Here is a 24273-nt window from a genome sequence, read left to right on the forward strand (position 1 = left end):
CCGTCGGGGCACCTGGATAAAGTCCATGCTCAGACCCGCTCACACCCCTGGAGCGGGCGTCAACGTAGACGAGACGGTGAGCTGATGGATCTCTTCGAATACCAGGCGAAGGAATTGTTCGCCAAGCATGGCGTACCCACCTCCGCCGGTCGTGTCACCGACACGGTCGCCGGAGCAACACAGATTGCCGAAGAAATCGGCAAGCCAGTAATGGTCAAGGCGCAGGTCAAGGTCGGCGGCCGCGGCAAGGCCGGCGGCGTCAAGTACTCCAAGGACGTCGCAGCAGCAACCGAGAACGCCGAAGCGATTCTCGGACTCGACATCAAGGGTCATGTCGTCAAGAAGCTTCTCGTCGCAGAAGCCTCCGACATCGCCGAGGAGTACTACATCTCCTTCCTGCTCGATCGCACCAACCGCACCTACCTCGCGATGTGTTCGGTCGAAGGTGGAGTCGAGATCGAGGTGACGGCGGAGGAGAACCCCGACGCACTCGCACGTATCCCCGTCGACGCAGTCAAGGGCGTCGACCTCGCGTTCGCTCGTGAGATCGCCGAGAAGGGCAAGCTGCCCGCCGAGGTGCTCGACGCCGCTGCGGTGACCATCCAGAAGCTGTGGGAGGTCTTCATCAACGAAGACGCTCTCCTGGTCGAGGTCAACCCGCTGGTTCGCACCCCCGACGATCAGATCCTCGCCCTCGACGGCAAGGTCACGCTCGACGCCAATGCAGACTTCCGCCAGCCCGGCCACGCCGAGTTCGAGGACAAGGACGCAGCCGATCCCCTCGAGGCCAAGGCCAAGGAGAACGACCTCAACTACGTCAAGCTCGACGGACAGGTCGGCATCATCGGAAACGGTGCCGGACTGGTCATGTCGACCCTCGACGTGGTCGCATACGCAGGCGAGGCACACGGCGGCGTCAAGCCGGCCAACTTCCTCGACATCGGCGGCGGCGCTTCGGCCGAGGTCATGGCCGCAGGCCTCGACGTCATCCTCGGTGACGAGCAGGTCAAGAGCGTGTTCGTCAACGTCTTCGGTGGCATCACCGCGTGTGACGCAGTGGCCAACGGCATCGTCGGCGCGCTGAAGAAGCTGGGCGACGACGCCAACAAGCCGCTGGTCGTCCGTCTCGACGGCAACAAGGTCGAAGAGGGCCGCAAGATTCTCGCCGACGCCGCGCACCCGCTGGTGACGCTCGCCGGAACCATGGACGAGGGCGCCGACAAGGCCGCCGAGCTGGCAGCGAAGTAGAGGAAACAATGTCTATCTTTCTGAACAAGGACAACAAGGTCATCGTCCAGGGCATCACCGGCGGCGAAGGCACCAAGCACACCGCCCTGATGCTCAAGGCCGGCACCCAGGTCGTCGGTGGCGTCAACGCACGTAAGGCCGGAACCACGGTCAAGCACGTCGACGCACAGGGCAACGACATCGAACTGCCGGTGTTCGCTTCGGTTTCCGAGGCCATGGAGAAGACCGGAGCCGACGTGTCCATCGCGTTCGTGCCGCCGGCATTCTCCAAGGACGCCATCGTCGAAGCGATCGACGCGGAGATCCCGCTGCTCGTCGTCATCACCGAGGGCATCCCCGTGCAGGACTCCGCATACGCGTGGGCCTACAACGTGGAGAAGGGCAAGAAGACCCGTATCATCGGGCCGAACTGCCCCGGAATCATTACTCCCGGTGAGGCATTGGTCGGCATCACGCCCGCCAACATCTCGGGAACCGGCCCCATCGGCCTGGTCTCCAAGAGTGGCACCCTGACCTACCAGATGATGTTCGAGCTCCGCGACTTCGGATTCTCGACGGCCATCGGCATCGGCGGCGACCCCGTCATCGGAACCACCCACATCGACGCCATCGAGGCGTTCGAGGCGGACCCCGACACCAAGATCATCGTCATGATCGGCGAGATCGGCGGCGACGCAGAAGAGCGTGCAGCCGACTACATCAAGGCCAACGTGACCAAGCCGGTCGTCGGCTACGTCGCAGGCTTCACCGCTCCCGAGGGCAAGACCATGGGCCACGCCGGCGCCATCGTCTCCGGCTCGCTGGGAACGGCACAGGCGAAGAAGGACGCACTCGAGGCCGCAGGCGTCAAGGTCGGCAAGACGCCGTCCGAGACCGCTGCCCTCGCGCGCGAAATCCTGGAATCGCTGTCCGTGAAGTAGGACTCGCTTCTGAAAGAGCCCGCCGCCGATTTCGGTGGCGGGCTTTTTCGTGCCCCAATCCCTTGTGCGCGTTTTGCGTACCTGAAGGTACGCAAAACGCGCACGACGTATGGGCAGCGCTATTCGGCCTCGAACTTGTCCACACGCCACAGGACGAACACTGTCATCGCTCCGAACAGCGCCGCCGCGAGTGCGTAGTAGAGCGATTCGAAAGTTCCTGCAGCCCAAGCCAGGACGATTGCGGACATCAGAAACAACGCGACTTTGAAGTACTCGAACCTCTTGCGTGTCATGTCTTGCCCTCCCGTTCGACGATGTCGCCCCCATTCTTCCTGAAAAGTGTTGTGTTGCATAGTAATTGAAGTGCACAATGAAGGTAAAGGGGAGTCAATAGCTAAAGTAACGACATCATGTCACAATCTCTGTGACACCGTTCGGGGAGGGCTGATGTCGGAATTTCTGCACCGTCTGTATCGACAGGGGTGGCACGCGGACCCCGCTGTACGACCGGTCGGCCGGTTGATGATCGCGGCCATGGTGGTCTCGTGTCTGTATGCACTCGCCTCGGTGGCGCTGGCGAAGTCGCTGGCGGATTTCCAGATGCATCGACAGGGCATGGACGACGGCTCCCTACCGGCCTCGGCGAAAGCGATCGTCTACGGGGCCTACTCGCTGCGGGTGATCACCGTGGTCAGCCTGATCTTCGGCTACTCGTATCTTGTCCAGCGACTCTCCAGGCGCAGTCCATCCGAACATCGGCTCTTGTTGAGCTGGAGCATCTTCGGAGTGGCTGCCTACTCCTACCTGATCTTCACCCCGAATCTTCCCTGGACCCACGTGGTGCAAGCGGTTCAAGTGGTCATCCTGCTGACGGTCGCAGTGCTGCTGTTCACGCCTCGTGTGCGGGCCTACTTCGCGGGCGCGTCGGTGGACTAGATTGGCCCCGTGCACAACATCTTCACCACCGCCTTCGTGACGGTCCATCGGCTCTACATCAACAAGGTGGAGCGAAAGGGCCGCACCGAAGCGGAGGTCGACGAGATCGTCCGGTGGTTCACCGGGTACGACCAAGCGACACTGAAGGAACACCTCGAGGCCGAGACGACATTCGAGGACTTCTTCGCGGCGGCGAACCTGAACCCGAACACGACACTGATCACCGGAGTGGTCTGCGGCATCCGCGTCGAGAATGTCGAAGATCCCCTGATGAAGAAAATCCGATTGCTGGACAAGCTGATCGACGAACTCGCCAAGGGTAAAGCAATGGAGAAGATCTTGCGCGGATGACCGTTGCTCAGTAAATCGAATGAGTGAGCGTTGCGGTGTAGGTGTCGGCGAGCAGATCGCTGTTCGGTACCAAGATGTTCACGGTGGCCGTCCAACTCGTCAGGCACGCTACGCCCCCACCGGTTTTCGCATTGACGGCCGTAGCCGAGAGCGGCACGTTGCTGACGCCAGGGGATTTCACCAACAGAAGCAGGCAGTTTGTCTCGGGAGCGGAGTAGGACGCGACCGGCGTGACCGTCCTACCGGTGTTTTGGCCTCGGAACGGCGAGAGGCTCACCGTAGAAGTCCAGTTGCCGAGCACGTTGACGACGCTGAGGCCCATATTTCCGGTCCACGGCACACCAGGCGTGAGCGCATCTTGTCCTGCCTTGGGTGTCAAATCGCTGGTCGTTTCGATATTCAGCAGGCTAGCCGCAGAAGGTGCCGCGGCCGCGCGCGCTGCCGGAACAGGTGATGGGGCAGAGCCGGTCGTAGTCTCGATCGGAACCGTAGGAAGCGTCGGTGTCGTCGTATTGGTTGTCGGCGACACGGCCGGCCCCGTCGTGGGAATCTCGAAAGTCGGTACGACGCTCGATGTTTCGGTCGGTGCGCTGGACACATCCATCGTGGTCGTGGTCGTGGTTGTTGCGGGTGGCACCGGAGCATCAGTGGTGGCGATCTGTACCGGAGGGATCGAGGCGGTCGTGTCGGTGGTCGTACATGCCGGTGTCGGAACCGCAGTGGTGGTGGTCGGCACGGGACTTGTGGTCGTCGTAGGTGCGACGACGCAATTCTGTTCGGCAGCAAGGGGATCTGCCAATTGTTGCGCAGACGCCGCTGGGTTGGCGGTGGCTGCAAGAACCACCGCCAACCCGACAGCTACCGCGTGGCGTCGCATCTCAACTGACCTTTCGTCGCCGTATCAGCACGACGACCGCAGCTGCGATCGCGACGGCGATCAGCGCGGCGAGTCCCCAGATCCATACAGGAACACCGGAATCCGACGATGTTCCAGCCGCCGTGACCGAGCCCTGATCAGGGAACGTCAACTCGACGGCCGATGTCTTGCTCACCAACCCGCTCGTGACGGTCACGGCCGCCTGCCACGGTCCCGCGGGAAGCGCGGGGTCGAGCGTGAAGGTAACGCTTCCCGATTGCCCTGGCGCGACAGATCCCCCCGAACCCTTGACCGGTGCAGTCGAAATCCCGCCGGGACCGCCCGACAGCTCCACGGTTCCGCTCGGGTCGAGGGCTCGGCCGCCGGTGTTGGTGATGTTCGCGACGACCTGTGGGGCACCGTCGTCGCTGCGAGCAGCGGTGACCCCATCGACGGACAGGTCGGCGGCGGGACCGTTTCCGGCTCCGACCGAAAGATACGTGCGAATACCGACACGGCTGACGTTCTGAATTCCGGTTCCGGTTGGGGCACCGGCAGTTTGCGCCCATACGACGGCATACTGCTCACCCTCGGGGGCGTCGGGTGGAACTGCGATGGTCACCACCGCTTCGGCCGCCGAGTTCGGAGCCAGCGTGAGGTCCGTCGGCGTCACCGACATCCACGTCGTGAGCTCGTTGACGGCGCGGTCGTCACCCACCTCGAAGCCGGAGTCGTCGGCCCCGATCGATGCAGCAGCGGGGTACAGGGTGACCGGCTGCTGTTGATCGGTGCTGTTGCTGACCTCGATGCGCCTGGTGATGGTTGTGCCGGGCGGCAGGTTGTCGATGATGTAGGCCAGTGCCCGCGGATCGTCTTGTAGAGATACCGGCGCTTCGAGCAGACGAATTCCCACGCTGCCCACCGGTGCCGATTCGGTTGGTTGTTGAGCGGCGGCCGGAGCCTGCGCGACGAACGCCGAAGCGAACATCAGCGCGGTCAGGACTCCGGCCGCCAATCCCCGATGAAGTGACATGTACAGATCAGGCGACCGAATGCGTGACAACGCCCGTGTACGTACCGGCCACGACGTCGCTGGGCAGTGCGACGGAGACGGTACCGGTCCAGGTGGCGGTGTTCGCTCCGACGACCGCTGTCGCGACCACGACAGGCTTGGTGGAGTCGATGGTCTGAGGAACCAGTACTCCGGCCACCGTCGAGACGCCGGTGCGCGCAGGCAGGAGCGGTGCCGAGTAGGTTACTGCGGTCGCAGGGATGGACGCGGGGTCCGGCGCGGGCTTGTCGAACGCGGTGCTGATCGCCGACGCAGTCCAGCCGTTGATTCCGAGTCGCTGGTCGGACACGGCGACCGGGGTGATTCCTCCGCTCGCTGTATTGCCGGTGACGGTCAGCGCCTGGGATGTCGGGGCTGTGATGGTGAGTGCACCGCCCGCGACAACGAAGGTCACGTTGGTGGGGACGGCGTTGGAGACGGCGGGCGTGATGACGGCAGCGGCGAGGGCACTGGCAACGGCAACGGTGGCGAAGAGGGACTTGCGCATGAGGGGCGTCCTAGGGGAGTGCGAGTGTTGCGACCCGCCGGTTTGTGATGTGTACAACACTAATCGTCAATTGGTGCGACACGTTACAAATCGGCCTTATCTGTCACGGAGATTTTTTGGCGGTCCGTAACAGGGCGGCGGCCTGTCTTATCGGGTGCACGGTTTTCGACTCGGCTGGCATGTTCGACTGGCAATCTTCTTCCTGTGATCGCCGACAGCTGAGAGATACCAGAGTGTTTCTCAGAATCACGCTGAGTCGAACTGTGGTCATCGCTTCGACGCGGGACTTCACTGTGCGTCATGACAACTACCGAAAATCGTGCACTTACCAAGGACTGGCCCGACGCTCCCACCACTGCTGCCGGATGGATTTCCCGCGCAGGTGAAGTAGCGCAGCTGCTCGCTGTCGACGCCGTTGCCCGCGACAAGGGCCGCGAGCTTCCGTCCGCAGAGGTTCAGTTGCTCAAGGACGCCGGGCTCGTCACGCTGCTCGGTCCCGTCGAGCACGGTGGCGGCGGCCAGGATTGGCCCACGGCCTACCAGGTGATTCGCACTGTCTCGAAGGCCGACGGCTCGATCGGTCAGCTGCTGGGCTACCACCTTCTCTGGTTCTGGGCCGCGCGTCTGGTCGGTACCCCCGAGCAGATCGAGGCCGTCGAAGCCGACGCCACGAAGAACAAGTGGTTCTTCGGCGGTGCCGTCAATCCGCGGGATAACGACGTGTCGGTGACCGACGAGGGCGAGACCATCGTGTTCGACGGTTCCAAGACGTTCTCCACCGGCAGCCGTGTCTCGGACGTGACCGTGCTCGAGGGTGCGCTCGAGGGCAGCACCGATCACGTGTTCGCAATCGTGCCGTCGAACATCGAGGGTCTGTCCTTCCACGACGACTGGGACAACATCGGCCAGCGTCAGACCGAAAGTGGCAGCGTCACGATCGACAAGGTTCGCGTCGACTGGGCAAGTGCAGCGGGGTTCGTGGACAAAGTGTTTCAGCCACGCGTCTACAACACCCTCAACGTGCCGACCATTCAGTTGGTGTTCGTCAACTTCTACCTCGGAATCGCGAGGGGTGCTCTCGAGGAAGCCGCGTCGTACACCAAGGACAAGACTCGCGCGTGGCTGCACAGCACGGTGGACAAGGCCGTCGACGAGCCGTACATCATCGACATCTACGGCGATCTGACTGCCAAACTGTGGGCCGTCGAAGCGCTGGCCGACGCAGTGGCGTTGGAAGGCCAGAAGATTCACGACAACGCGTGGAACGTCACCGCCGAGGAGCGCGGTGACCACGAGGTCCGGGTGGCCGCAGTCAAGGCTCGCGCCACCGACGTCTCGCTCGAGATCACCTCGACCGTGTTCGAGGCCCTCGGTGCCCGCGCCACGGCCAGCAAGTACGGGTTCGACCGCTTCTGGCGCAACGTCCGAACCCACACGCTGCACGATCCGGTTGCCTACAAGCGACGCGAAGTCGGCCGCTGGGTGCTCACCGGGGAGCTGCCCGAGCCCACCTGGTACTCGTAGTCCCGACATCTCCGGCCCCGATCCGACCCCCGATTTCCGATGAATGTGCCATCCACGCCATCTGAGTGCGTGGATGGCGCATTCATCCGACAAAGGATGACGCACACATGAGCACCGAAAAGATCGCCGACGCAATCAAGTTCGCGTACTGGGTTCCCAATGTTTCGGGTGGCCTGGTCACCAGCACCATCGAGCAACGGACCAGTTGGGACTACGAGTACAACAAGAAGCTGGCGCAGACCGCCGAGAACAACGGCTTCGAGTACGCGCTCAGTCAGGTCCGTTACGAGGCGAGCTACGGGGCCGAGTTCCAGCACGAGTCGACGAGTTTCTCGCTCGCGTTGCTGTTGGCCACCGAACGTCTGAAAGTCATTGCCGCCGTGCATCCCGGGCTCTGGCAGCCTGCCGTGTTGGCCAAGCTCGGAGCGACGGCAGACCACCTCTCGAACGGCCGTTTTGCGGTCAACGTCGTCAGTGGCTGGTTCAAGGACGAGTTCACCCACCTCGGTGAGCCGTGGCTCGAGCACGACGAAAGATACCGTCGCAGTGCCGAATTCCTGCAGGTACTGCGCAAGATCTGGACCGAGGACGACGTGGACTTCCGGGGCGATTTCTATCGGATCCACGATTTCACGCTGAAGCCCAAGCCGCTCAACACCCCGGAACGGCCCAATCCTGAACTCTTCCAGGGTGGTAACTCCTCCGCCGCGCAGGAGAATGCCGGCCGGTACTCGGATTGGTACTTCAGCAACGGCAAGGATTTCGACGGCGTCACCGAGCAGCTCGACAACCTGCGTCGGGTCGCGCGCGATCACCGACGTGAGGTCAAGTTCGGGCTCAACGGCTTCATCATCGCGCGAGACAGCGAGAAGGAAGCGCGAGATACGTTGCGAGAGATCATCGACAAGGCCAACAAGCCTGCCGTCGAGGGTTTCAGAGGTGCGGTGCAGCAGGCGGGCAATTCGACGGCCGACAAGAAGGGGATGTGGGCCGACTCGACGTTCGAGGACCTCGTTCAGTACAACGACGGGTTCAAGACGCAGTTGATCGGCACCCCGGAGCAGGTTGCCGAACGCATCGTCGCCTACCGACGCCTCGGCGTCGACCTCGTTCTCGGTGGCTTCCTGCACTTTCAGGAGGAAATCGAATACTTCGGAGCGAAGGTGCTGCCGCTGGTGCGGGAGCTCGAAGCGGCCGAATCGAACGACCACGAGTTGGTCACGTCCCACTGACCTGGAGTTCCTCGAGCGGTCGGGTCCGTGCAGTAGCGTGAGATCTCGGACCCGACCGACCTGGGTACGGCACTATCAGGATGAGGAGACGCGATGACCTACTCGCCCGGCAGCCCTGACAACGGGGGCTCCAACTCTGGTGGCTACGGCGGAGGCGGACCGTCCTACGGCCCCCCGTCCACGCCCAATCAGTCCACGCCCAATCAGCCGAATCAGCCGTCGTCCGGTGCCTACCCCCAGTCGGGTCAGAACCAGCCGTTCCACCAGCCGTCGGTATCCAACCCGTTCGGCCCGCCCGTGCCAGGAACCTCCGCACCGAGCGGGTCCGCGCCGGGCACGTCCGGGCGCTCGACGAAGCCGTCCGGTGCCGGGCTGGCAAGTCTGCCGAGGATTCTGACCTTCGTGGTGCTGGGGCTCGGCGTCGTCAACTTCCTGCTCGGCCTGCTCGATTTCGTCACCGCCGAAGTGTCGTCGTCCGAGCAACTGCCCAGCGGCATCCAGACCTCGTTCAGCACCAACTTCTTCGAGTCCGGCGGAAGTGCGGCGTCGATCGCGTTTCTGCTCGCCGCCGGTCTGATCGCAGGTGCGTCGCTGCTGCAGAAGGACGCCCGGAACCAGGCCGTGATCGCGGCACTGGCCATCGCCGGATTCCTGGTGCTCGTCTTCCAATCGTTCAGCCTGCCCAGTGCCGAGGGCAACGAGTTCGCCAGCACCACCAGTTCGCTGGGGATTGGCGCGATCCTGGTGCTTGTGTTGGGCTTCGTGCAGGCGGCTGCCGCTGTGGTTGCGCTGCTGCTCGATGCAGGCATCGTCAAGGCCCCGGCACCCAAGCAGTCCGGCTTCGGGAACCAGAGTCAGCAGTCCGGTTACGGCCAGCAGAATCCGTACAACGCGCCGACGACGTCGTTCGGTGGACCGTCCGGACCGCAGAACTACAGCAACCCGCCGGCCTACGGTCAGGCCCCGTCGAACACAGCGGGCTCGTCGAACTTCGGGCAGGCGCCGAGTGGACAGACGTCCGGCCAGCACTCCTACGGTCCCGGTGCACAGTCGCCGTACGGCAATCAGCCTGCGCCGAACACCGGACCGCAGGGTGGCTATTCGCCGCCGCCCTACACCGGTCCGAGCGGTCCGCCCGCAGGGCAGGCGTACCCGCCGAACCAGTACCCGTACGGTGGTCAGCCGTCCGGTTACGGTCAGCCGTCGAGCACACCCGACGAGTCCGAGTCGGGTTCACAGTCGACGCCGTACGGCGCACCGACTCAGTCGTTCGGTGCGACTCCCGCCGACGACGACAACAAGCGCGACTGATTTCGCACGTCACACTCGACTTCGCGGCGCGCCTGACCGGCGTGCCGCGTCGTTGATGCGAATCTCGTAGTGATGAGCGATCTATTGAACCGAGATACTCGACGCGCGGCCGCACGCAGTTCCCGTGTGAGCACCGGGCCTACGCCCGATCAGTCACGAACGCTCGCTGCAGTGGCCTTCAAGACCTCCGGGTTGGTGGTGGTCATCGCCACGACCCTGGTCCTGATCACCCTCGTCTCGGTCAACAGCGACCTCACCGGAACCCTCGGTGCCATCGCCGGTTCCTGGTTCGCGGTGCACCTGGTGCCACTGAGCATCGGTGGCACGTCGATGGGCGTCGCCCCGATGCTTCCCACCCTCGTCGTCGCCTGGTCCGTCGCACGCACGGTTCACCACGCGGTGGACGAGACCACCGACCGCCGCCTGGTCAGGTGGGTGTTCGCCGCGTCGATGGCCGGACCCCTCGCCGTCACGGCCATCGCTCTGGCCGTCGCCAAGGATGCGTCGACGGTCATCGGACTGTCGAGCCCCAACGCACTCGTCGCTTTCTCGTGGGTGGCGGGAGTGCACGCAGCGGCGTCGGGCACCGGCCTGATCCTCGCTCGCTGGGATTCCCTGGTGATCGATCGACACCTTCCAGATTGGGTACGCGCACTCGTCGCGCCGCTCGTGCGGTCCGTTTCGGTGCTGGCGGCAGGCGGTGCCGCCATCGTGCTGTTGGCACTGCTCGCCTCCTGGGACACCGCCGGTTCACTGCTCGACAACGGACGCACCCTCGTCGGCATGCTGGGACTGACCGTGCTGTCGGTGCTGTACCTGCCGAACATCGTCCTCGGTGCCCTCGCCGTCGCGACGGGGTCCTCGGCGAGCTTCGGAGACGCAACGGTCAGCCTGTTCTCGACGACGGGCGGGCCGCTCCCGCCGCTCCCGATCCTCGCCGTCCTCCCCGAGGGCTCCGCGCAGACGATCTGGATCGTCATGCTCGTCGTTCCCATCGCAGCCGGGTTACTTCTGGGACGCGACTGCGCGATCCGAAGCGTGGACGTCCAGGTCGCGGTCTCCTCGGTGTGGGCCGTCGCTGCAGTCATGGGAGCCCTCGCCGCGGTGTTCGGCTACGCCGCAGGCGGGAACCTGGGCACGTTCGGCACAGTCGAAGTCACCGTGTGGAGCTTCGCACTGCTGACCTTCGCCTGGCTCGGCGTCGTCGGATCCGCCTCGGCGGCCCTCGTCGTGTGGCGTCGAGCAGACCCGGAACTCGACCACGAACCCCACGACCGATCCGGTACCGAGCAGCCCGTGCCGGCGACCGTGCCCGCAGTAGAACTGGCCATTCGAGCGCCTGCGTCGGAGCCGGACGAGGCTGTCGCGAACACCGTCGTCGAGGCCGAGGTCGTCGACGAGAAGCCGGTCGCGACAGTGGAAGCAGACGATCCGATCGCGGCAGACGCCGAATCCGAGGAACCGCTCGAGGCCGAGATCGTCGCTCCGCCCCCGGCCAAGGACGACGCGTCGAGCACTCCGGAGGACGGACCTGCCCGGTAGGGGCGCGGGTCGGAGCGACTAGGCTTTCTGCTGGCTTGAACGATCCCCTCGATACCTCAGGAGTAGTGCGCTGACTGCCTTGCGTGAGACACCCGCGCGGGTCGTCGTCCTCGCGTCGGGGACCGGCTCGCTCCTGCAGTCGCTCGTCGCCGCGACAACTGCCGAGGACTACCCGGCGCGCATCGTGGCCGTCGGAGTCGATCGAGAGTGCGCGGCCGCTCGTCATGCCGACGATGCCGCGATCCCACATTTTCGTATCGGCTTGCGAGACTTCGCCGATCGGGCGGCCTGGGATGAGGCGCTCACCGACGCTGCACTGGGGTTCGAGCCCGATCTGATCGTCACCGCAGGGTTCATGAAGATCCTCGGTCCTCGATTTCTCGACGCGTTCGCCGGCCGGATCGTCAACACGCACCCAGCGCTGTTGCCGTCGTTCCCGGGTGCGCACGCCGTTCGGGACGCGCTGGACCACGGCGTCAAACTGACCGGTTCGACGGTGCATCTGGTCGATTCCGGCGTCGACACCGGGCCGATCCTGGCTCAGGAAGCCGTGCCCGTTCTCGACGGCGACGACGAAGCGGCATTGCACGAACGCATCAAGACTGTGGAACGACGGTTGCTGGTCGACGTGATCGCAGCGGTCGCAGCCAAAGGTGTCACCTCCGATGGACGAAAGGCTCAGATAATCCGATGAGTGAACGTAAAGCGGTGCGCCGCGCACTGGTCAGTGTCTACGACAAGACCGGACTGATCGAACTTGCGACCGGTTTGCATGCCGCGGGCGTCGCTCTGGTGTCCACCGGATCGACGGCGAGCAAGATCGCCGACGCCGGAATCCCGGTCACCAAGGTCGAGGACCTCACCGGATTCCCCGAAACCCTCGAGGGTCGCGTCAAGACGCTGCATCCTCGCGTCCATGCCGGGGTCCTTGCCGACACCCGCAAGCCCGAGCACCTGGCTCAGTTGGACGAGCTGGGCATCGAGGCGTTCGAGCTCGTCGTGGTGAACCTGTACCCGTTCACCGAGACCGTCGCCAGCGGTGCGACGCCCGACGAATGCGTCGAGCAGATCGATATCGGCGGCCCGTCGATGGTGCGCGCCGCGGCCAAGAATCACCCGTCGGTCGCGGTTGTCGTCGACCCGAGCCGGTACGACGACGTACTCACCGCTGTCTCCGGTGGTGGATTCACGCTCGCGGAGCGCACATCTCTTGCCGCGCAGGCATTTCAGCACACCGCGGCGTACGACGTCGCAGTGGCATCGTGGATGTCGAGCGTCCTGACCCCCGACACCGAGACGGTGTTTCCCGAGTGGATCGGCGGCACCTGGGACCGCTCCGCAGTACTTCGGTACGGCGAGAACCCGCACCAGAAGGCTGCCCTGTACGTCGACTCCTCCGCTGCTGCCGGCATCGCTCAGGCCGAGCAGCTGCACGGAAAAGAGATGTCGTACAACAACTTCACCGATTCGGATGCGGCCTGGCGGGCAGCGTTCGATCACTCGGAGCCCACCGTTGCGATCATCAAGCACGCCAACCCGTGCGGCATCGCCGTCGGCACCGACATCGCCGAGGCGCACCGAAAGGCGCATGCGTGCGATCCGGTGAGCGCCTACGGCGGCGTCATCGCGGCCAACCGTGAGGTCACCGTCGAGATGGCCGAGCAGGTCGCCGAGATCTTCACCGAGGTCATCATCGCGCCGTCCTACGCCGACGGTGCACTGGGAGTACTGCAGCGCAAGAAGAACATTCGAGTTCTGCTCGCAGAAGCGCCGCCCACCGCGGGTGTCGAACTCAAGCCGATCTCCGGCGGGGCACTGCTGCAGCAGCGCGACGTCATCGACGCCGACGGCGACGATCCGGCCAACTGGACCCTGGCCGCCGGCGAACCCGCCGATGAGCAGACCCTGAAAGATCTCGAATTTGCTTGGCGCGCAGGACGAGCCGTCAAGTCCAACGCAATTCTGCTCGCCCACGACGGCGCGTCGGTCGGCGTCGGAATGGGCCAGGTCAACCGCGTCGACGCCGCCCACCTCGCAGTCCAGCGTGCCGGGGATCGCGTCGTCGGTTCGGTCGCGTCCTCCGATGCCTTCTTCCCGTTCCCCGACGGCTTGCAGGTCCTCATGACCGCGGGTGTCAAAGCCGTTGTGCAGCCCGGTGGTTCGGTCCGCGACAACGAAGTGATCGCTGCTGCACAGGACGCGGGCGTGACACTGTATCTGACGGGTTCGCGGCACTTCGCCCACTAGCTGTTCCGTCGAGATCGCAGTTGTGCAGCCTTTTACACCATTTCCGCTCGCATAACTGCGATCTCGGCGATCTGTGGATGACCGAATAGTTGTCCACAGATCGCGCTGCCGGCCGTTTCGAGGGGCTCGACCCTGCCAGGGTTGAGCGATGGGGATCGAGTCAGGACCGTTTCGTGGGTCGGTTGCAGTGCAGTCGGGAGCATTGAGTCGTCATCGACTGAGCCGCGACTATGTACGAGTGTTCCGTGACACGTATGTGCCCGCGGGAACCACCCTGGATGCGCGGACCCTGGCTGTGGCGGCATCTGTGTGCGTCGGCAACAGCGCAATTGTCGCGGGTACTTCGGCGGCCGCCATACATGGCGCGCGATGGGTCGACGCCTCGGTGCCGCCCACTGTGCTTGCGCCGAAAAAATTACATCGAATACCAGGGCTGATCATCCGGCGCGATTCGATCGAGCCCGCCGATGTGCTCGTTGTCGGCGGGGTGGCGGTGACCAACCCCGTACGAACCGCGTTCGATATAGGGCGATGGGTTCCGCCACCGCAGTCCGTGATCTTCCTCGATTCACTCATGGCCGCGACCGGCCTCGAGCGGGATGCGGTGAGTGCATTCGCGTCACTGCGTCCGAGGTGTCGGGGTATCCGGGTGCTGCTCGACGCCCTCGGTCGGGTGGATGGAGGCGCGGAATCGCCGCATGAGACGCGCACCCGACTGTTGCTGATCGACGCTGGACTTCCGAAACTCACCACCCAGATCGACATTCGAGATGCGCGTGGTCGATTTGTCGCGCGGATCGACATGGGGTGGGAGAGGTGGCGTGTCGGGGTGGAATACGAGGGGGTGCAGCACTGGCTCGACGAGCGTCAGCGGACCCGCGACATCGAGCGGTACGAGGACTTGCAGCAGTGCGATTGGCATATCGTTCGGGTCAATTCCGAACAACTCCGCCGTCGTCCCGACGAAGTCGTCCGTCGAGTTCGGGCCAAGCTCCGTGAGGCAGGAGCACCGATCTAGCGAGATCGCAGTTGTGCAGGGGATTTGTCCAGTTCGGGTGGCATAAGTGCGAACTCGACGGAACCACAACGGACCACTAGATGGCAGCAATCGTCAAACGCTCGTAGCGTGGAGAAGTGACCTCCACCAAACCTGGCATCTCCACTCTCGGCGAACTCAAGGCATCCGGACATCGGCAGCGGTCGATCAAGGAAGAGCTCCGCGAAAATCTTTTGACGGCGTTGCGTGACGGCGAAGATCCGTGGCCGGGAATCGTCGGCTTCGGGTCGACGGTGCTGCCGCAATTCGAGCGCGCGATTCTGGCCGGTCACGACGTCGTTCTGTTGGGTGAGCGTGGGCAGGGCAAGACGCGTCTGCTGCGTACCCTCAATCTGCTGCTCGACGAGTGGGTGCCGGTGATCGCCGGTGCCGAACTGGGCGAGCATCCGTACGAGCCCATCACCCCTGCGAGCATTCGTAGAGCGAAGGAACTGGGCGACGACCTGCCCATCGAGTGGCGGCACCGCAGCGAGCGGTACGCCGAGAAGCTCGCGACCCCGGATACCTCGGTGGCCGACCTCGTCGGCGATGTCGATCCGGTGAAGGTCGCCGAGGGCCGCAGCTTGGGCGACCCGGAGACCATTCACTTCGGTCTGGTTCCGCGGAGTCATCGCGGCATCGTGGCGATCAACGAACTTCCCGACCTCGCGGAGCGCATCCAGGTGTCGCTGCTCAACGTCATGGAGGAGCGCGACATTCAGGTCCGCGGGTACACCCTGCGGCTCCCGCTCGACGTCATGTTGGTGGCCAGCGCCAACCCCGAGGACTACACCAATCGCGGACGCATCATCACCCCGCTCAAGGACCGCTTCGGTGCCGAGATCAGAACGCACTACCCGCTCGAGCTGGACGACGAGGTAGCCGTCATCGATCAGGAAGCGGACCTGCAGGCCGAGGTCCCGGCATACCTGCTCGAGGTGCTCGCTCGATTCACTCGACTGCTGCGCGAATCGCCGTCGGTCGACCAGCGCTCCGGCGTCTCGGCACGATTCGCGATCGCCGCTGCCGAAACGATCGCTGCCGCAGCGGTTCACCGCGCCGCGATACTCGGCGAAGCGGACGCCGTGGCGCGGCCGGTGGACCTGGGCACGATCATCGAGGTGCTGCGCGGCAAGGTCGAGTTCGAGTCGGGCGAAGAAGGCCGCGAAATCGAGGTCCTCGAACACATGCTTCGACGCGCGACGGCCGATACCGTCCGGGCACACCTGGGCGGCCTGAACCTCGCGGCGTTGGTGACGGCCGTCGAGACCGGCGACCCGATCGTCACCGGCGATCGCATCACCGCAAAAGCTCTGCTCGACGAGCTGCCCGACGTGGCCGTGATCGGGGACATCACCGAGCGGTTGAAGGCAACCTCGGACGGCGAGAAAGCAGCCGCCGTCGAACTGGCACTCGAAGGTCTCTACCTCGCGCGGCGAATCTCCAAGGATCCCGACGACGACGGCCAGACGGTGTACAGCTGATGCGTCGCTCCAGGTACGGGCGCTATCACGAGGGCCCGGGTCCACTGGCTCCTCCCGTCGATCTGCGGGAGGCGCTGGATGCGATCGGCGAGGACGTCCTCGAGGGGGCGTCGCCTCGCCGGGCGTTGCAGGAGATGCTGCGGCGCGGAACGAAGAACATGCGCGGGCTCGACGACCTCGCGGCCCAGGCCGCCAAGCGTCGCCGAGATCTGTTGAAGCAGAACAACCTCGACGGCACGCTGCAGGAAGTGCGTGAGCTGCTGGACAAGGCGGTGCTCGAGGAGCGTAAGGCGTTGGCGCGTGCCCTCGACGACGATGCGCGGTTCCAGGAGATGCAGATCGGCGATCTGTCTCCGTCCACCGCCCAAGCGGTGCAGGAGCTCTCGGATTACGACTGGCGTTCGTCGGAGGGGCGCGAGAACTACGAGAAGATCAAGGATCTGCTCGGCCGCGAGATGCTCGATCAGAGATTCGCCGGCATGAAGCAGGCTCTCGAAGGTGCCACCGAGCAGGATCGTCAGGCCATCAGCGAGATGCTGAAGGACCTCAACGAACTGCTCGACGCCCACAACAAGGGCGAGAACACCGACGAGCAGTTCGACGAGTTCATGAACAAGCACGGTCAGCATTTTCCGGAGAATCCGAAGAATGTCGACGAGCTACTCGATTCACTGGCGGAAAGGGCTGCCGCCGCGCAGCGACTACGCAACTCTCTGACTCCCGAGCAGCGAGCCGAGTTGGATGCGTTGGCGCAGCAGGCCTTCGGTGATTCGAACCTGCTGGATCAGCTCGATCAACTGGATCAGAATCTGCAGCAGGCCCGGCCCGGTGAGGACTGGGACGGTTCGCAGAACTTCCGCGGCGAGAACGGAATGGGCCTCGGTGACGGTACCGGGGCACTGCAGGACATTGCCGATCTCGAGAATCTGGGCAATCAGCTCTCGCAGCAGTACAACGGGGCGGCGCTGGACGATATCGACGCCGATGCCCTGCTGAAACAACTCGGACCGGAGGCTGCGGCCGATGCCCGGATGCTCTCCGAGCTCGAAAAGGCGCTGCAGCAGCAAGGTTTCATGGACAAGGGTGCCGACGGTCAGTGGCGTCTGTCGCCGAAGGCCATGCGCCAATTGGGGCAGTCGGCGCTGAAGGATGTCGCTGGAAAGCTATCTCGACGCGGCGGCGAGCGAGATACTCGTAAGGCCGGCGCGATGGGTGAGCCGACGGGAGCGTCGCGCACCTGGGAATTCGGCGACACCGAACCGTGGGACGTGACGCGCACGGTCAATAACGCCGTCTTGCGTACGGCTGCACAGGGATCGGGCTTTCCGGTGCAGCTACAGGTGACAGATGTGGAGATCAGCGAGACCGAAACCCGAACGCAGGCTGCGGTGGCGTTGTTGGTCGACACGTCGTTCTCGATGGTGATGGACGGCCGCTGGGTACCGATGAAGCGCACCGCACTGGCTCTGAATCATCTGGTGAGCACTCGATTCCGCGGCGACGATCTGCAGCTGATCGGATTCGGCAGGCATGCACAGACTTTGACGGCCTCGGAGCTCGCCGGCCTGGACGGTGCCTACGATCAGGGCACCAATCTGCATCACGCGTTGATGCTCGCAGTGCGGCATCTGCGTCGTCATCCCAATGCGCAGCCGGTGGTCTTGATCGTCACCGACGGTGAACCGACGGCCCACCTGGAGCCGGACGGCCATGCGTATTTCGATTACCCGCCGTCGTCGAAGACGTTGGGTTTGACGGTGCGTGAGCTCGATACCGTCGCGAAACTCGGTGCGCAGGTGACGATTTTCCGTCTCGGCGACGATCCCGGTCTGGCCCGGGTGGTCGACAAGATGGCCGAGCGGGTCGTTGGCAGGGTCATCGCGCCGGACCTGGACGGATTGGGTGCTGCAGTGGTGAGCGACTACCTCAAGCGTCGGCGATCGTAGTTACTTCTCAGCTGCCTTGATGTCCACCGAGACTCCGCCCCAGAAGGCGAGTCCGGTGATCACCACTCGGGGCGCACCGGGGTGAGTGGCGCTGACGTGCTCGAATCCGCCCATGATCCCGGTGCCGCGGACCTCGACGCCGATGCCGGGCGGCACGGTGATCTCGATGCCGCCCATGATCGCGACGCAGTTGATCGTGGTTTCCTGGGCCGAGAACGTCGCTCGACGTAGGTCGAGTTCCACTCCGCCCCAGAAGGCGAGCGCGTCGATGCGTGCGGCGACGGTCCATTCGCCTTTGCGAACCGATCCGCTCATGATCGCGATGGCCCGATCGGTCTGGGGCGCACCGGTCTGCGTCGTCTGCGGAGGTGGGGTGAGGGCCAGATCGTCGGTCAACAGGTCCAAGTCGCCGTAGGTCTTCGCTCGGTACGCCGCGGCCGTCCGCTCGTCGTACTCGGTGACGGTCAGTTGACCGTTGGCGAACGCGTCGCTCAGCAGCTGCGCCACGAGGTTGCGATCGGCATCGGCAGCGCGCACCGTACTTCGATTTCGGTCGGGTAGTTGGTCGCTCACCGGTCGGACATTACCGGCGACCGGGTCAGGCCGCATTCAGGATTGCGCGATGACCCAGCGGCGACGCCAGCGTGATCTGCATGGTGGCGTAGACGGCAACCATGATGCAGGACTTGTCCTCGGCGTCCGGTCTGGTCCCGGTACGCAGTTCGATCGTGACGGCCGTATCGGTCTCGGTCACCGTCGCGTCGGCTCCGTAGCACTCGGGCGTGCCGGTGACGAAGTGCACCGCGATGGTGTTGGGGGAGACCTGGCTCCACGACTCGAACGGAGTGGTCGTCGCGCGGATCAGATCCGGGGTCGACTCGAACATCGTGCCGACGTCGCCGACGGGAACCTCGTGGGGCACGGGCGGCGCGCTGGGTTGCTGGACGAACCCGATGGGGGTGGTGGAGTTCGTTGTCGGTGTCGTCTCGTCGTCGTCACCGGCGGCGGTGCTGCAGCCGGCCAAGAGCAGGCACAGCATGACACCTGCAGCGAGAAACCTCATGAACCCAAAGTAGCGCTGGGAGCTGAGGAGAACCTTTGTGTTCGTCTCATGCCAGCAGCACCGTGACGAGTGCGATGACGGGTATCGAGACCAGGGTCGTGACGAATGCCGTGTCGCGGGCCAGAACGACCCCTCGCTGGTAGCGGCTCGCGAAGACGAAGACGTTCTGCGCCGTGGGCAGTGCCGAGACAACGACGATGGCGAACAGGTCGTGCCCGTCGAGGCCGAAGACGAATCGGGCCATCAGATACCCGAGCAGGGGCTGCAGCGCCATCTTGAACAGGGTCGCCAGAGCCACGTCTCGTCGCGGGCTGATGCCCTTCTGCAGTACCCGCGCGCCGTACAGCGACAGTCCGAACGCGAGCAGTGCACCCGGAACGGACAGGTTGCCGACGAGTTGGAACGGCTGCATGAGCGCCTCGGGGAGCTCGAATCCGGTGATCGACAGTACGAGACCCGCGGCCCCGGCCAGCACGATCGGGTTTCGGAACGGCGTCGTGACCGTCTTGAACAGAGAGACCTCGTCGATTTTGGTGGAGATGTCGAGGACGGTCACCGCGATCGGCGTGTAGATCATGATCTGGAACAGCAGCAGGGGAGCGACGAAGTTGGCGTCGCCCAGAACGAACACGGCGATCGGGATACCGAGGTTCGCGGCATTGACGTAGGAGCTCGCGAGGGCGCCGACGGTCGCGTCGGGCACGGCGCGTTTCAGCGCGAGCTTCGCGATGACGAAGTAGATGGCCCCGACGAGCAGCGCTGTGGAACCGGCGACGGCAAGAACGGGGGACAGGATGACCGACAGGTCCGAATTGGCCAACGTGACGAACAGCAGCGACGGTGTCGCCACGAAGAAGACCAAACGGCTCAGAACGAACTGGCCGTGTTCGCCGAGCACTTTCAGATGGGCGAGCAGGTAGCCCAGTGCGATGACGACGAAGATGACGGTGAAGCCTTCGAGAACGCCGGACATCGTAGAACTGCTCGTTTCTTGCTGGGAACGACAGAAAGGCCACGTAGCCCCAGGGCTACGTGGCCTTTCTCGAAAGCTGATTCAGCGGCTGGTGAACGGCAGCAATGCCATTTCACGAGCGTTCTTCACTGCAACAGCGACCTGGCGCTGCTGCTGCGGGGTGAGCCCGGTGACCCGGCGGCTACGGATCTTGCCGCGGTCGGAAATGAACTGACGAAGAAGGTTGATGTCCTTGTAGTCCACCGTGGTGACCTTGGCGGCATTCAACGGGTTCTTCTTCGGTCGACGACCCGCCTCTGCGCGGACCTTCTTCGACGGTGCTCTCTTGACTGCCATCTCTACCTTTTCCCTTACCAGCTCGACTTGTGGACGCCTGGCAGCTCCCCGCGGTGAGCCATCTCGCGCATCTTCACGCGGGACAGCCCGAATTTCCGTAGGTAACCGCGCGGACGTCCATCCGCAGCGTCACGATTGCGCAATCGTACCGGACTCGAATCGCGTGGCAGACGCTGCAGTGCCGCCTGGGCCTTCGCGCGCTCGGAATCGCTGCTCGAGGGCTTGCGAATGATCTCTTTGAGCTCAGCGCGACGCGTTGCCCAGCGGGCGACGACGACCTTGCGTTGCTCGTTCTTCGCGATCTTCGATTTCTTGGCCACCGGTCAGCGCTCCTCTCGGAAATCGACGTGCTTGCGGACGACCGGGTCGTACTTCTTCATCACGAGTCGGTCGGGATCGTTGCGACGGTTCTTGCGGGTGACGTAGGTGTAGCCGGTACCCGCGGTCGACTTGAGTTTGACGATGGGGCGGACGTCGGTGCTCTTGCCCATCAGATCTTCTCCCCACGTGCGCGGATCTTGGCCACCACGGCGTCGATGCCGTCGCGGTCGATGGTCTTGATGCCCTTGGCCGAGAGCGTGAGGGTGACGCGGCGGCCGAGGCTGGGGGCGTAGTAGGTCTTGCGCTGGATGTTGGGATCCCACCTGCGGCTGGTGCGCACGTGGGAGTGCGAGACCGACTTTCCGAAGCTGGGGGTGCGGCCGGTGACCTGGCAGTGCGCTGACATGAGCACTCCTTTCTTGCCGTTATGACAATCGTTTTCGACAAAGCGTTCAAGCGAATGTAGCGTGCATCCTCAGAGAATGACAATCGTTGTCGAGAAGAAAGGCGCTAGTGAACACATCACCGGACGATCGAATCCCGATGGTCCTCGTCTCCGGCTGGACCGGAGCCATGGACGCTGTCGTGACATCGCTGCTCGCGCCGGGAACTGTCGCAGTCCGCCACGACCTGAGCCGCGTCACCGAGGGCGTCGTACGCCGAACGTTGTTCGTCCTGGGTGAGAACCCGCGCGAGACGATCTTGGAACTGGCGCACGGCTGTGTCTCCTGCACGCTGCGCGAGGACCTGCTGCCGCTGCTACGTGCACTGTCGAGTCGCAGCAGTGTCGATCGCATCGTGCTCGTTCTGGACCCTGCGCTCGAGCCCGAGGCGTTGTGCTGGGCGGTGGACAACGTCATCGTCGCCGACGTGGTGGGGCAGATCGACGGACCGGCCTCGCGGGACGTTCGTATCGAGGCCGTGATCGGCTGCCTCGACGCCGCAACCTGGCTGGCCGACGCCACCGGCGACGACACCTTGGCCGACCGCGGCATCGTCGCCAGCGGTGACGACGATCGAACCGTCGCGCAGTTGGTAGTAGGCCAGGTGGACTACTCCGACGCGCTCGTCGTCACCGCAGGTCCCGATGTCGACGCGTGGGAGCGTGCAAAGCTTGCGGCTGTCCTCGCGCGGTTGGCACCGAACGCACCCGTCGTCTGGGTTCCGCAGGACTCGATGGTCGACGGCCCAGCAGTTCTCGCGTCCGTGCCCTTCGATGCCCGGCGCGGTGAGATCACCGACGCCCACTCGCCGCTGCTGCGCGGCCAGCCGCCCTTGTCCGTCGACTGCGGAGTCGCACTAGTGGAGTTCACTGCAACTCGGCCGTTCCATCCCGAACGACTGCACGAGGCCATCGACGTGTTGCTCGACGGCGTCGTCACCGCTCGCGGACGGGCATGGGTGGCCACGCAACCCGACGAAGCGCTGTGGATCGAATCGGCCGGCGGCGGACTACGGGTGGCGAGCGCCGGAAAGTGGCTTGCGGCAATGACTCCGGTGGAACAGGATCGCGTCGACACCACCAGGCGAGCGATGGCTGCGCTGCGGTGGGACGAGCAATTCGGCGATCGAGACACGTCGTTGGTGATCTTGGTACATCAGGCCGACCCCACCGAGATCGACCGAACTCTGCAGTGGGCGTTGGTGTCCGACGACGAGATGACCGATCCCGCTCAGTGGGCCACGTGGACCGACCCGTTCGGCCAATGGCACGAAGACCCCTGCGAGAGCAGCGAATCCCCGTACGCAGACCAGTCACGAGAGGCAACAGAATGAAGCCAGGCATCCACCCCGATTACCACCCGGTGGTGTTCCAGGACTCGAGCACCGGGAACAAGTTCCTCACTCGATCCACCGTCACGTCCGCCCGCGAGACCGAGTGGGAAGACGGCAACACCTACCCCCTGATCGTCGTCGACGTCTCGTCCGAATCGCACCCCTTCTGGACCGGGGCGACACGCGTCATGGACACCCAGGGACGCGTCGAGAAGTTCGAGAAGCGCTACGGCCGTCGAAGCCGAAAGGAGGCGTGAGACATGGCTGTTCCGAAGAGAAAGATGTCGCGTTCCAACACGCGTAGCCGACGGGCACAGTGGAAGGCCGTCGCCCCAGATCTCGTGACCGTGCGTTTTCAGGGCCGTGAGTTCAGAGTGCCGCGCAGGTTGGTCAAAGCGGTCCAGGCCGGGGTGTACGACCCGAGCTGACCCCCCGCTCGTGCGCGTTGTGCACCCTTCCAGGTACGCACAACGCGCACGAGGGCGGAGCCCGGTACGTTTGCTCGATGGACGGAACGGAACCCTCGTCGAAGGACGTCAAGCGATGGCGGCAGTACCTCGCCGACGAGCGGGCCGAGGCCGCCGTCTATCGCGACCTGGCAGGTAGGCGCAACGGCGAGGAACGCGACATTCTGCTCGAGTTGGCCGACGCGGAAGGTCGCCACGAACAGCATTGGCGCAATCTGCTCGGCGATCGCGTCGGGATGCCACTCAAAGGCGACATTCGTACCCGGATCCTCGGCGTGCTGGCGCGCCGCTTCGGATCGGTGTTCGTGCTCGCCCTCGCGCAACGCGCCGAGACCCGCTCGCCCTACGCGACCGACGCCGACGCAACGGACGCAATGACGGCCGACGAGCAAATTCACGCCGAGGTGATCCGGGCACTGGCTGCCCGTGGCCGAAATCGACTGTCGGGAACCTTCCGCGCCGCGGTGTTCGGTGCCAACGACGGATTGGTCAGCAACCTCGCCCTGGTGCTCGGCATCAGCGGATCCGGGGTGTCCAACCAGATCGTGTTGGTCACCGGACTCGCCGGACTGCTCGCCGGTGCGCTGTCGATGGGAGCAGGCGAATACGTCTCGGTGCGCTCGCAACGCGAGCTGCTCGAGGCCTCGTCGCCCGACAGCGCCGCAAATGAGGCCGTTCAACACCTCGACGTCGACGCCAACGAACTCGCCCTCGTCTACCGCGCTCGCGGAATGACCCACGAGGAAGCCGATGCGAAAGCCGCGGACGTCATCCGACTGCTCCCCGCCGTCGAAGAACCGGCCACCGACATCGACGAGCACGAATCCATCGGAACCGGACTCGGTGCCGCCGCAGCGAGCTTCTGCTTCTTCGCCTCCGGTGCGGTCATCCCGGTGTTGCCGTACCTGTTCGGTCTCGAAGGCTATGTGGCGCTTGCCGTTGCAGCAGTGCTCGTCGGACTGGCGCTGATCTGTACGGGCCTGATCGTCGGACTGCTCAGCGGCGGCCCGCCCGTCAAACGTGCACTGCGACAACTCGCCATCGGATACGGCGCGGCCGGGGCGACGTATCTACTGGGACTCGCATTCGGTGGGGGAGTGTAGGTTCCGCTTCTTGGGCCGGAATGCACAATAGCGACGCACATC

28 protein-coding genes are annotated in these 24273 nt (G+C 64.4%); 17 read left to right on the top strand and 11 right to left on the bottom strand.

Going from position 1 to position 24273, the window contains the following annotated elements; all coding sequences use genetic code 11:
* Nucleotides 1-84 precede the first annotated feature (84 nt).
* Complete coding sequence (gene sucC, locus CH285_RS03250; RefSeq protein WP_027496014.1) at nucleotides 85-1248, top strand: ADP-forming succinate--CoA ligase subunit beta; 1164 nt, start codon at nucleotides 85-87, stop codon at nucleotides 1246-1248.
* An 8-nt stretch (nucleotides 1249-1256) separates the two neighbouring features.
* Nucleotides 1257-2168, top strand: coding sequence for a succinate--CoA ligase subunit alpha (gene sucD, locus CH285_RS03255; RefSeq protein WP_027496015.1), 912 nt, complete (start codon nucleotides 1257-1259; stop codon nucleotides 2166-2168).
* Nucleotides 2169-2287: 119 nt separating this feature from the next.
* On the opposite strand, the gene CH285_RS27725 is transcribed toward sucD, so the two are convergent.
* Complete coding sequence (locus CH285_RS27725; protein ID WP_161631795.1) at nucleotides 2288-2461, bottom strand: hypothetical protein; 174 nt, start codon at nucleotides 2459-2461, stop codon at nucleotides 2288-2290.
* A 154-nt stretch (nucleotides 2462-2615) separates the two neighbouring features.
* On the opposite strand from CH285_RS27725, the gene CH285_RS03260 reads away from it, so the two are divergent.
* Together CH285_RS03260 and CH285_RS03265 are read left to right on the top strand one after the other, a co-directional pair.
* A complete protein-coding gene (locus tag CH285_RS03260) occupies nucleotides 2616-3104 on the top strand; it encodes a hypothetical protein (protein ID WP_094644491.1) in 489 nt (162 codons plus the stop codon).
* A gap of 9 nt (nucleotides 3105-3113) precedes the next feature.
* Nucleotides 3114-3455: a DUF2200 domain-containing protein gene (locus CH285_RS03265; RefSeq protein WP_094644492.1), complete on the top strand. Its 342-nt coding sequence runs from the start codon at nucleotides 3114-3116 to the stop codon at nucleotides 3453-3455.
* A 7-nt stretch (nucleotides 3456-3462) separates the two neighbouring features.
* Here CH285_RS03265 and CH285_RS27420 read toward each other — a convergent pair whose 3' ends face one another.
* The 3 genes from CH285_RS27420 to CH285_RS03280 all read right to left on the bottom strand — a co-directional run bounded on the left by CH285_RS27420 (nucleotide 3463) and on the right by CH285_RS03280 (nucleotide 5870).
* Complete coding sequence (locus CH285_RS27420; protein ID WP_141214911.1) at nucleotides 3463-3984, bottom strand: hypothetical protein; 522 nt, start codon at nucleotides 3982-3984, stop codon at nucleotides 3463-3465.
* A gap of 349 nt (nucleotides 3985-4333) precedes the next feature.
* On the bottom strand, nucleotides 4334-5344 hold the full coding sequence (locus tag CH285_RS03275) for a hypothetical protein (protein ID WP_094644494.1): 1011 nt from the start codon (nucleotides 5342-5344) through the stop codon (nucleotides 4334-4336).
* Between the two features lie 7 nt (nucleotides 5345-5351).
* Nucleotides 5352-5870: a hypothetical protein gene (locus tag CH285_RS03280; protein WP_094644495.1), complete on the bottom strand. Its 519-nt coding sequence runs from the start codon at nucleotides 5868-5870 to the stop codon at nucleotides 5352-5354.
* Between the two features lie 300 nt (nucleotides 5871-6170).
* Here CH285_RS03280 and CH285_RS03285 point away from each other — a divergent pair, with 300 nt between their 5' ends.
* From CH285_RS03285 to CH285_RS03325, 9 genes are all read left to right on the top strand, one after another.
* Nucleotides 6171-7394 (top strand): acyl-CoA dehydrogenase family protein, encoded by a 1224-nt coding sequence (locus tag CH285_RS03285; protein ID WP_094644496.1) that lies wholly within the window; start codon nucleotides 6171-6173, stop codon nucleotides 7392-7394.
* 107 nt (nucleotides 7395-7501) lie between these two features.
* Complete coding sequence (gene sfnG, locus CH285_RS03290) at nucleotides 7502-8626, top strand: dimethylsulfone monooxygenase SfnG (RefSeq protein WP_027496019.1); 1125 nt, start codon at nucleotides 7502-7504, stop codon at nucleotides 8624-8626.
* 93 nt (nucleotides 8627-8719) lie between these two features.
* Nucleotides 8720-9937 carry a DUF5336 domain-containing protein gene (locus CH285_RS03295; protein WP_094644497.1) on the top strand — a complete coding sequence of 406 codons (1218 nt, stop codon included), beginning with the start codon at nucleotides 8720-8722 and terminating at the stop codon, nucleotides 9935-9937.
* 72 nt (nucleotides 9938-10009) lie between these two features.
* Complete coding sequence (locus tag CH285_RS03300; RefSeq protein ID WP_176458416.1) at nucleotides 10010-11479, top strand: cell division protein PerM; 1470 nt, start codon at nucleotides 10010-10012, stop codon at nucleotides 11477-11479.
* A gap of 79 nt (nucleotides 11480-11558) precedes the next feature.
* Complete coding sequence (gene purN, locus CH285_RS03305; protein ID WP_032371247.1) at nucleotides 11559-12173, top strand: phosphoribosylglycinamide formyltransferase; 615 nt, start codon at nucleotides 11559-11561, stop codon at nucleotides 12171-12173.
* Nucleotides 12170-13726: a bifunctional phosphoribosylaminoimidazolecarboxamide formyltransferase/IMP cyclohydrolase gene (purH, locus tag CH285_RS03310; RefSeq protein WP_094644499.1), complete on the top strand. Its 1557-nt coding sequence runs from the start codon at nucleotides 12170-12172 to the stop codon at nucleotides 13724-13726. Before purN ends, purH begins: the two co-directional genes overlap by 4 nt.
* A 148-nt stretch (nucleotides 13727-13874) precedes the next feature.
* Nucleotides 13875-14744: an endonuclease domain-containing protein gene (locus tag CH285_RS03315; RefSeq protein ID WP_094644500.1), complete on the top strand. Its 870-nt coding sequence runs from the start codon at nucleotides 13875-13877 to the stop codon at nucleotides 14742-14744.
* Nucleotides 14745-14860: 116 nt separating this feature from the next.
* The gene (locus CH285_RS03320; protein WP_027496024.1) at nucleotides 14861-16246 is read left to right on the top strand and encodes a sigma 54-interacting transcriptional regulator; all 1386 of its coding nucleotides are present in this window, start codon (nucleotides 14861-14863) and stop codon (nucleotides 16244-16246) included.
* The gene (locus tag CH285_RS03325) at nucleotides 16246-18192 is read left to right on the top strand and encodes a vWA domain-containing protein (RefSeq protein WP_094644501.1); all 1947 of its coding nucleotides are present in this window, start codon (nucleotides 16246-16248) and stop codon (nucleotides 18190-18192) included. The genes CH285_RS03320 and CH285_RS03325 overlap by 1 nt, the downstream gene beginning before the upstream one ends.
* Here CH285_RS03325 and CH285_RS03330 read toward each other — a convergent pair whose 3' ends face one another.
* The 7 genes from CH285_RS03330 to rpmB all read right to left on the bottom strand — a co-directional run bounded on the left by CH285_RS03330 (nucleotide 18193) and on the right by rpmB (nucleotide 21291).
* A complete protein-coding gene (locus CH285_RS03330) occupies nucleotides 18193-18765 on the bottom strand; it encodes a DUF1707 SHOCT-like domain-containing protein (protein WP_032407587.1) in 573 nt (190 codons plus the stop codon). It lies immediately after the preceding gene.
* Nucleotides 18766-18790: 25 nt separating this feature from the next.
* Entirely contained in the window at nucleotides 18791-19255 is a 465-nt protein-coding gene (locus tag CH285_RS03335) for a hypothetical protein (RefSeq protein ID WP_027496026.1), read from the bottom strand.
* Between the two features lie 46 nt (nucleotides 19256-19301).
* Nucleotides 19302-20228 carry an AEC family transporter gene (locus tag CH285_RS03340; protein ID WP_032365917.1) on the bottom strand — a complete coding sequence of 309 codons (927 nt, stop codon included), beginning with the start codon at nucleotides 20226-20228 and terminating at the stop codon, nucleotides 19302-19304.
* Between the two features lie 81 nt (nucleotides 20229-20309).
* Nucleotides 20310-20564: a 30S ribosomal protein S18 gene (gene rpsR, locus CH285_RS03345; protein WP_008719028.1), complete on the bottom strand. Its 255-nt coding sequence runs from the start codon at nucleotides 20562-20564 to the stop codon at nucleotides 20310-20312.
* 14 nt (nucleotides 20565-20578) lie between these two features.
* Nucleotides 20579-20884, bottom strand: a complete 306-nt coding sequence (gene rpsN / locus CH285_RS03350) for a 30S ribosomal protein S14 (protein ID WP_094644502.1) — start codon at nucleotides 20882-20884, stop codon at nucleotides 20579-20581.
* A 3-nt stretch (nucleotides 20885-20887) separates the two neighbouring features.
* Nucleotides 20888-21058: a 50S ribosomal protein L33 gene (gene rpmG, locus CH285_RS03355; protein ID WP_170944568.1), complete on the bottom strand. Its 171-nt coding sequence runs from the start codon at nucleotides 21056-21058 to the stop codon at nucleotides 20888-20890.
* Nucleotides 21055-21291: a 50S ribosomal protein L28 gene (gene rpmB, locus CH285_RS03360; RefSeq protein ID WP_032365915.1), complete on the bottom strand. Its 237-nt coding sequence runs from the start codon at nucleotides 21289-21291 to the stop codon at nucleotides 21055-21057. Before rpmB ends, rpmG begins: the two co-directional genes overlap by 4 nt.
* A 137-nt stretch (nucleotides 21292-21428) precedes the next feature.
* On the opposite strand from rpmB, the gene mrf reads away from it, so the two are divergent.
* The 4 genes from mrf to CH285_RS03380 all read left to right on the top strand — a co-directional run bounded on the left by mrf (nucleotide 21429) and on the right by CH285_RS03380 (nucleotide 24231).
* Nucleotides 21429-22661 (top strand): ribosome hibernation factor-recruiting GTPase MRF, encoded by a 1233-nt coding sequence (gene mrf / locus CH285_RS03365; RefSeq protein WP_094644610.1) that lies wholly within the window; start codon nucleotides 21429-21431, stop codon nucleotides 22659-22661.
* Nucleotides 22658-22918, top strand: coding sequence for a type B 50S ribosomal protein L31 (locus tag CH285_RS03370; protein WP_032365913.1), 261 nt, complete (start codon nucleotides 22658-22660; stop codon nucleotides 22916-22918). Before mrf ends, CH285_RS03370 begins: the two co-directional genes overlap by 4 nt.
* A 3-nt stretch (nucleotides 22919-22921) precedes the next feature.
* Nucleotides 22922-23089, top strand: a complete 168-nt coding sequence (rpmF, locus tag CH285_RS03375) for a 50S ribosomal protein L32 (RefSeq protein WP_027496033.1) — start codon at nucleotides 22922-22924, stop codon at nucleotides 23087-23089.
* A gap of 77 nt (nucleotides 23090-23166) precedes the next feature.
* Complete coding sequence (locus tag CH285_RS03380) at nucleotides 23167-24231, top strand: VIT1/CCC1 transporter family protein (protein ID WP_032371240.1); 1065 nt, start codon at nucleotides 23167-23169, stop codon at nucleotides 24229-24231.
* Nucleotides 24232-24273: the final 42 nt, after the last annotated feature.

Source organism: Rhodococcus sp. 05-2256-B1, assembly GCF_002258465.1.
GTDB classification, from domain to species: domain Bacteria; phylum Actinomycetota; class Actinomycetes; order Mycobacteriales; family Mycobacteriaceae; genus Rhodococcoides; species Rhodococcoides fascians.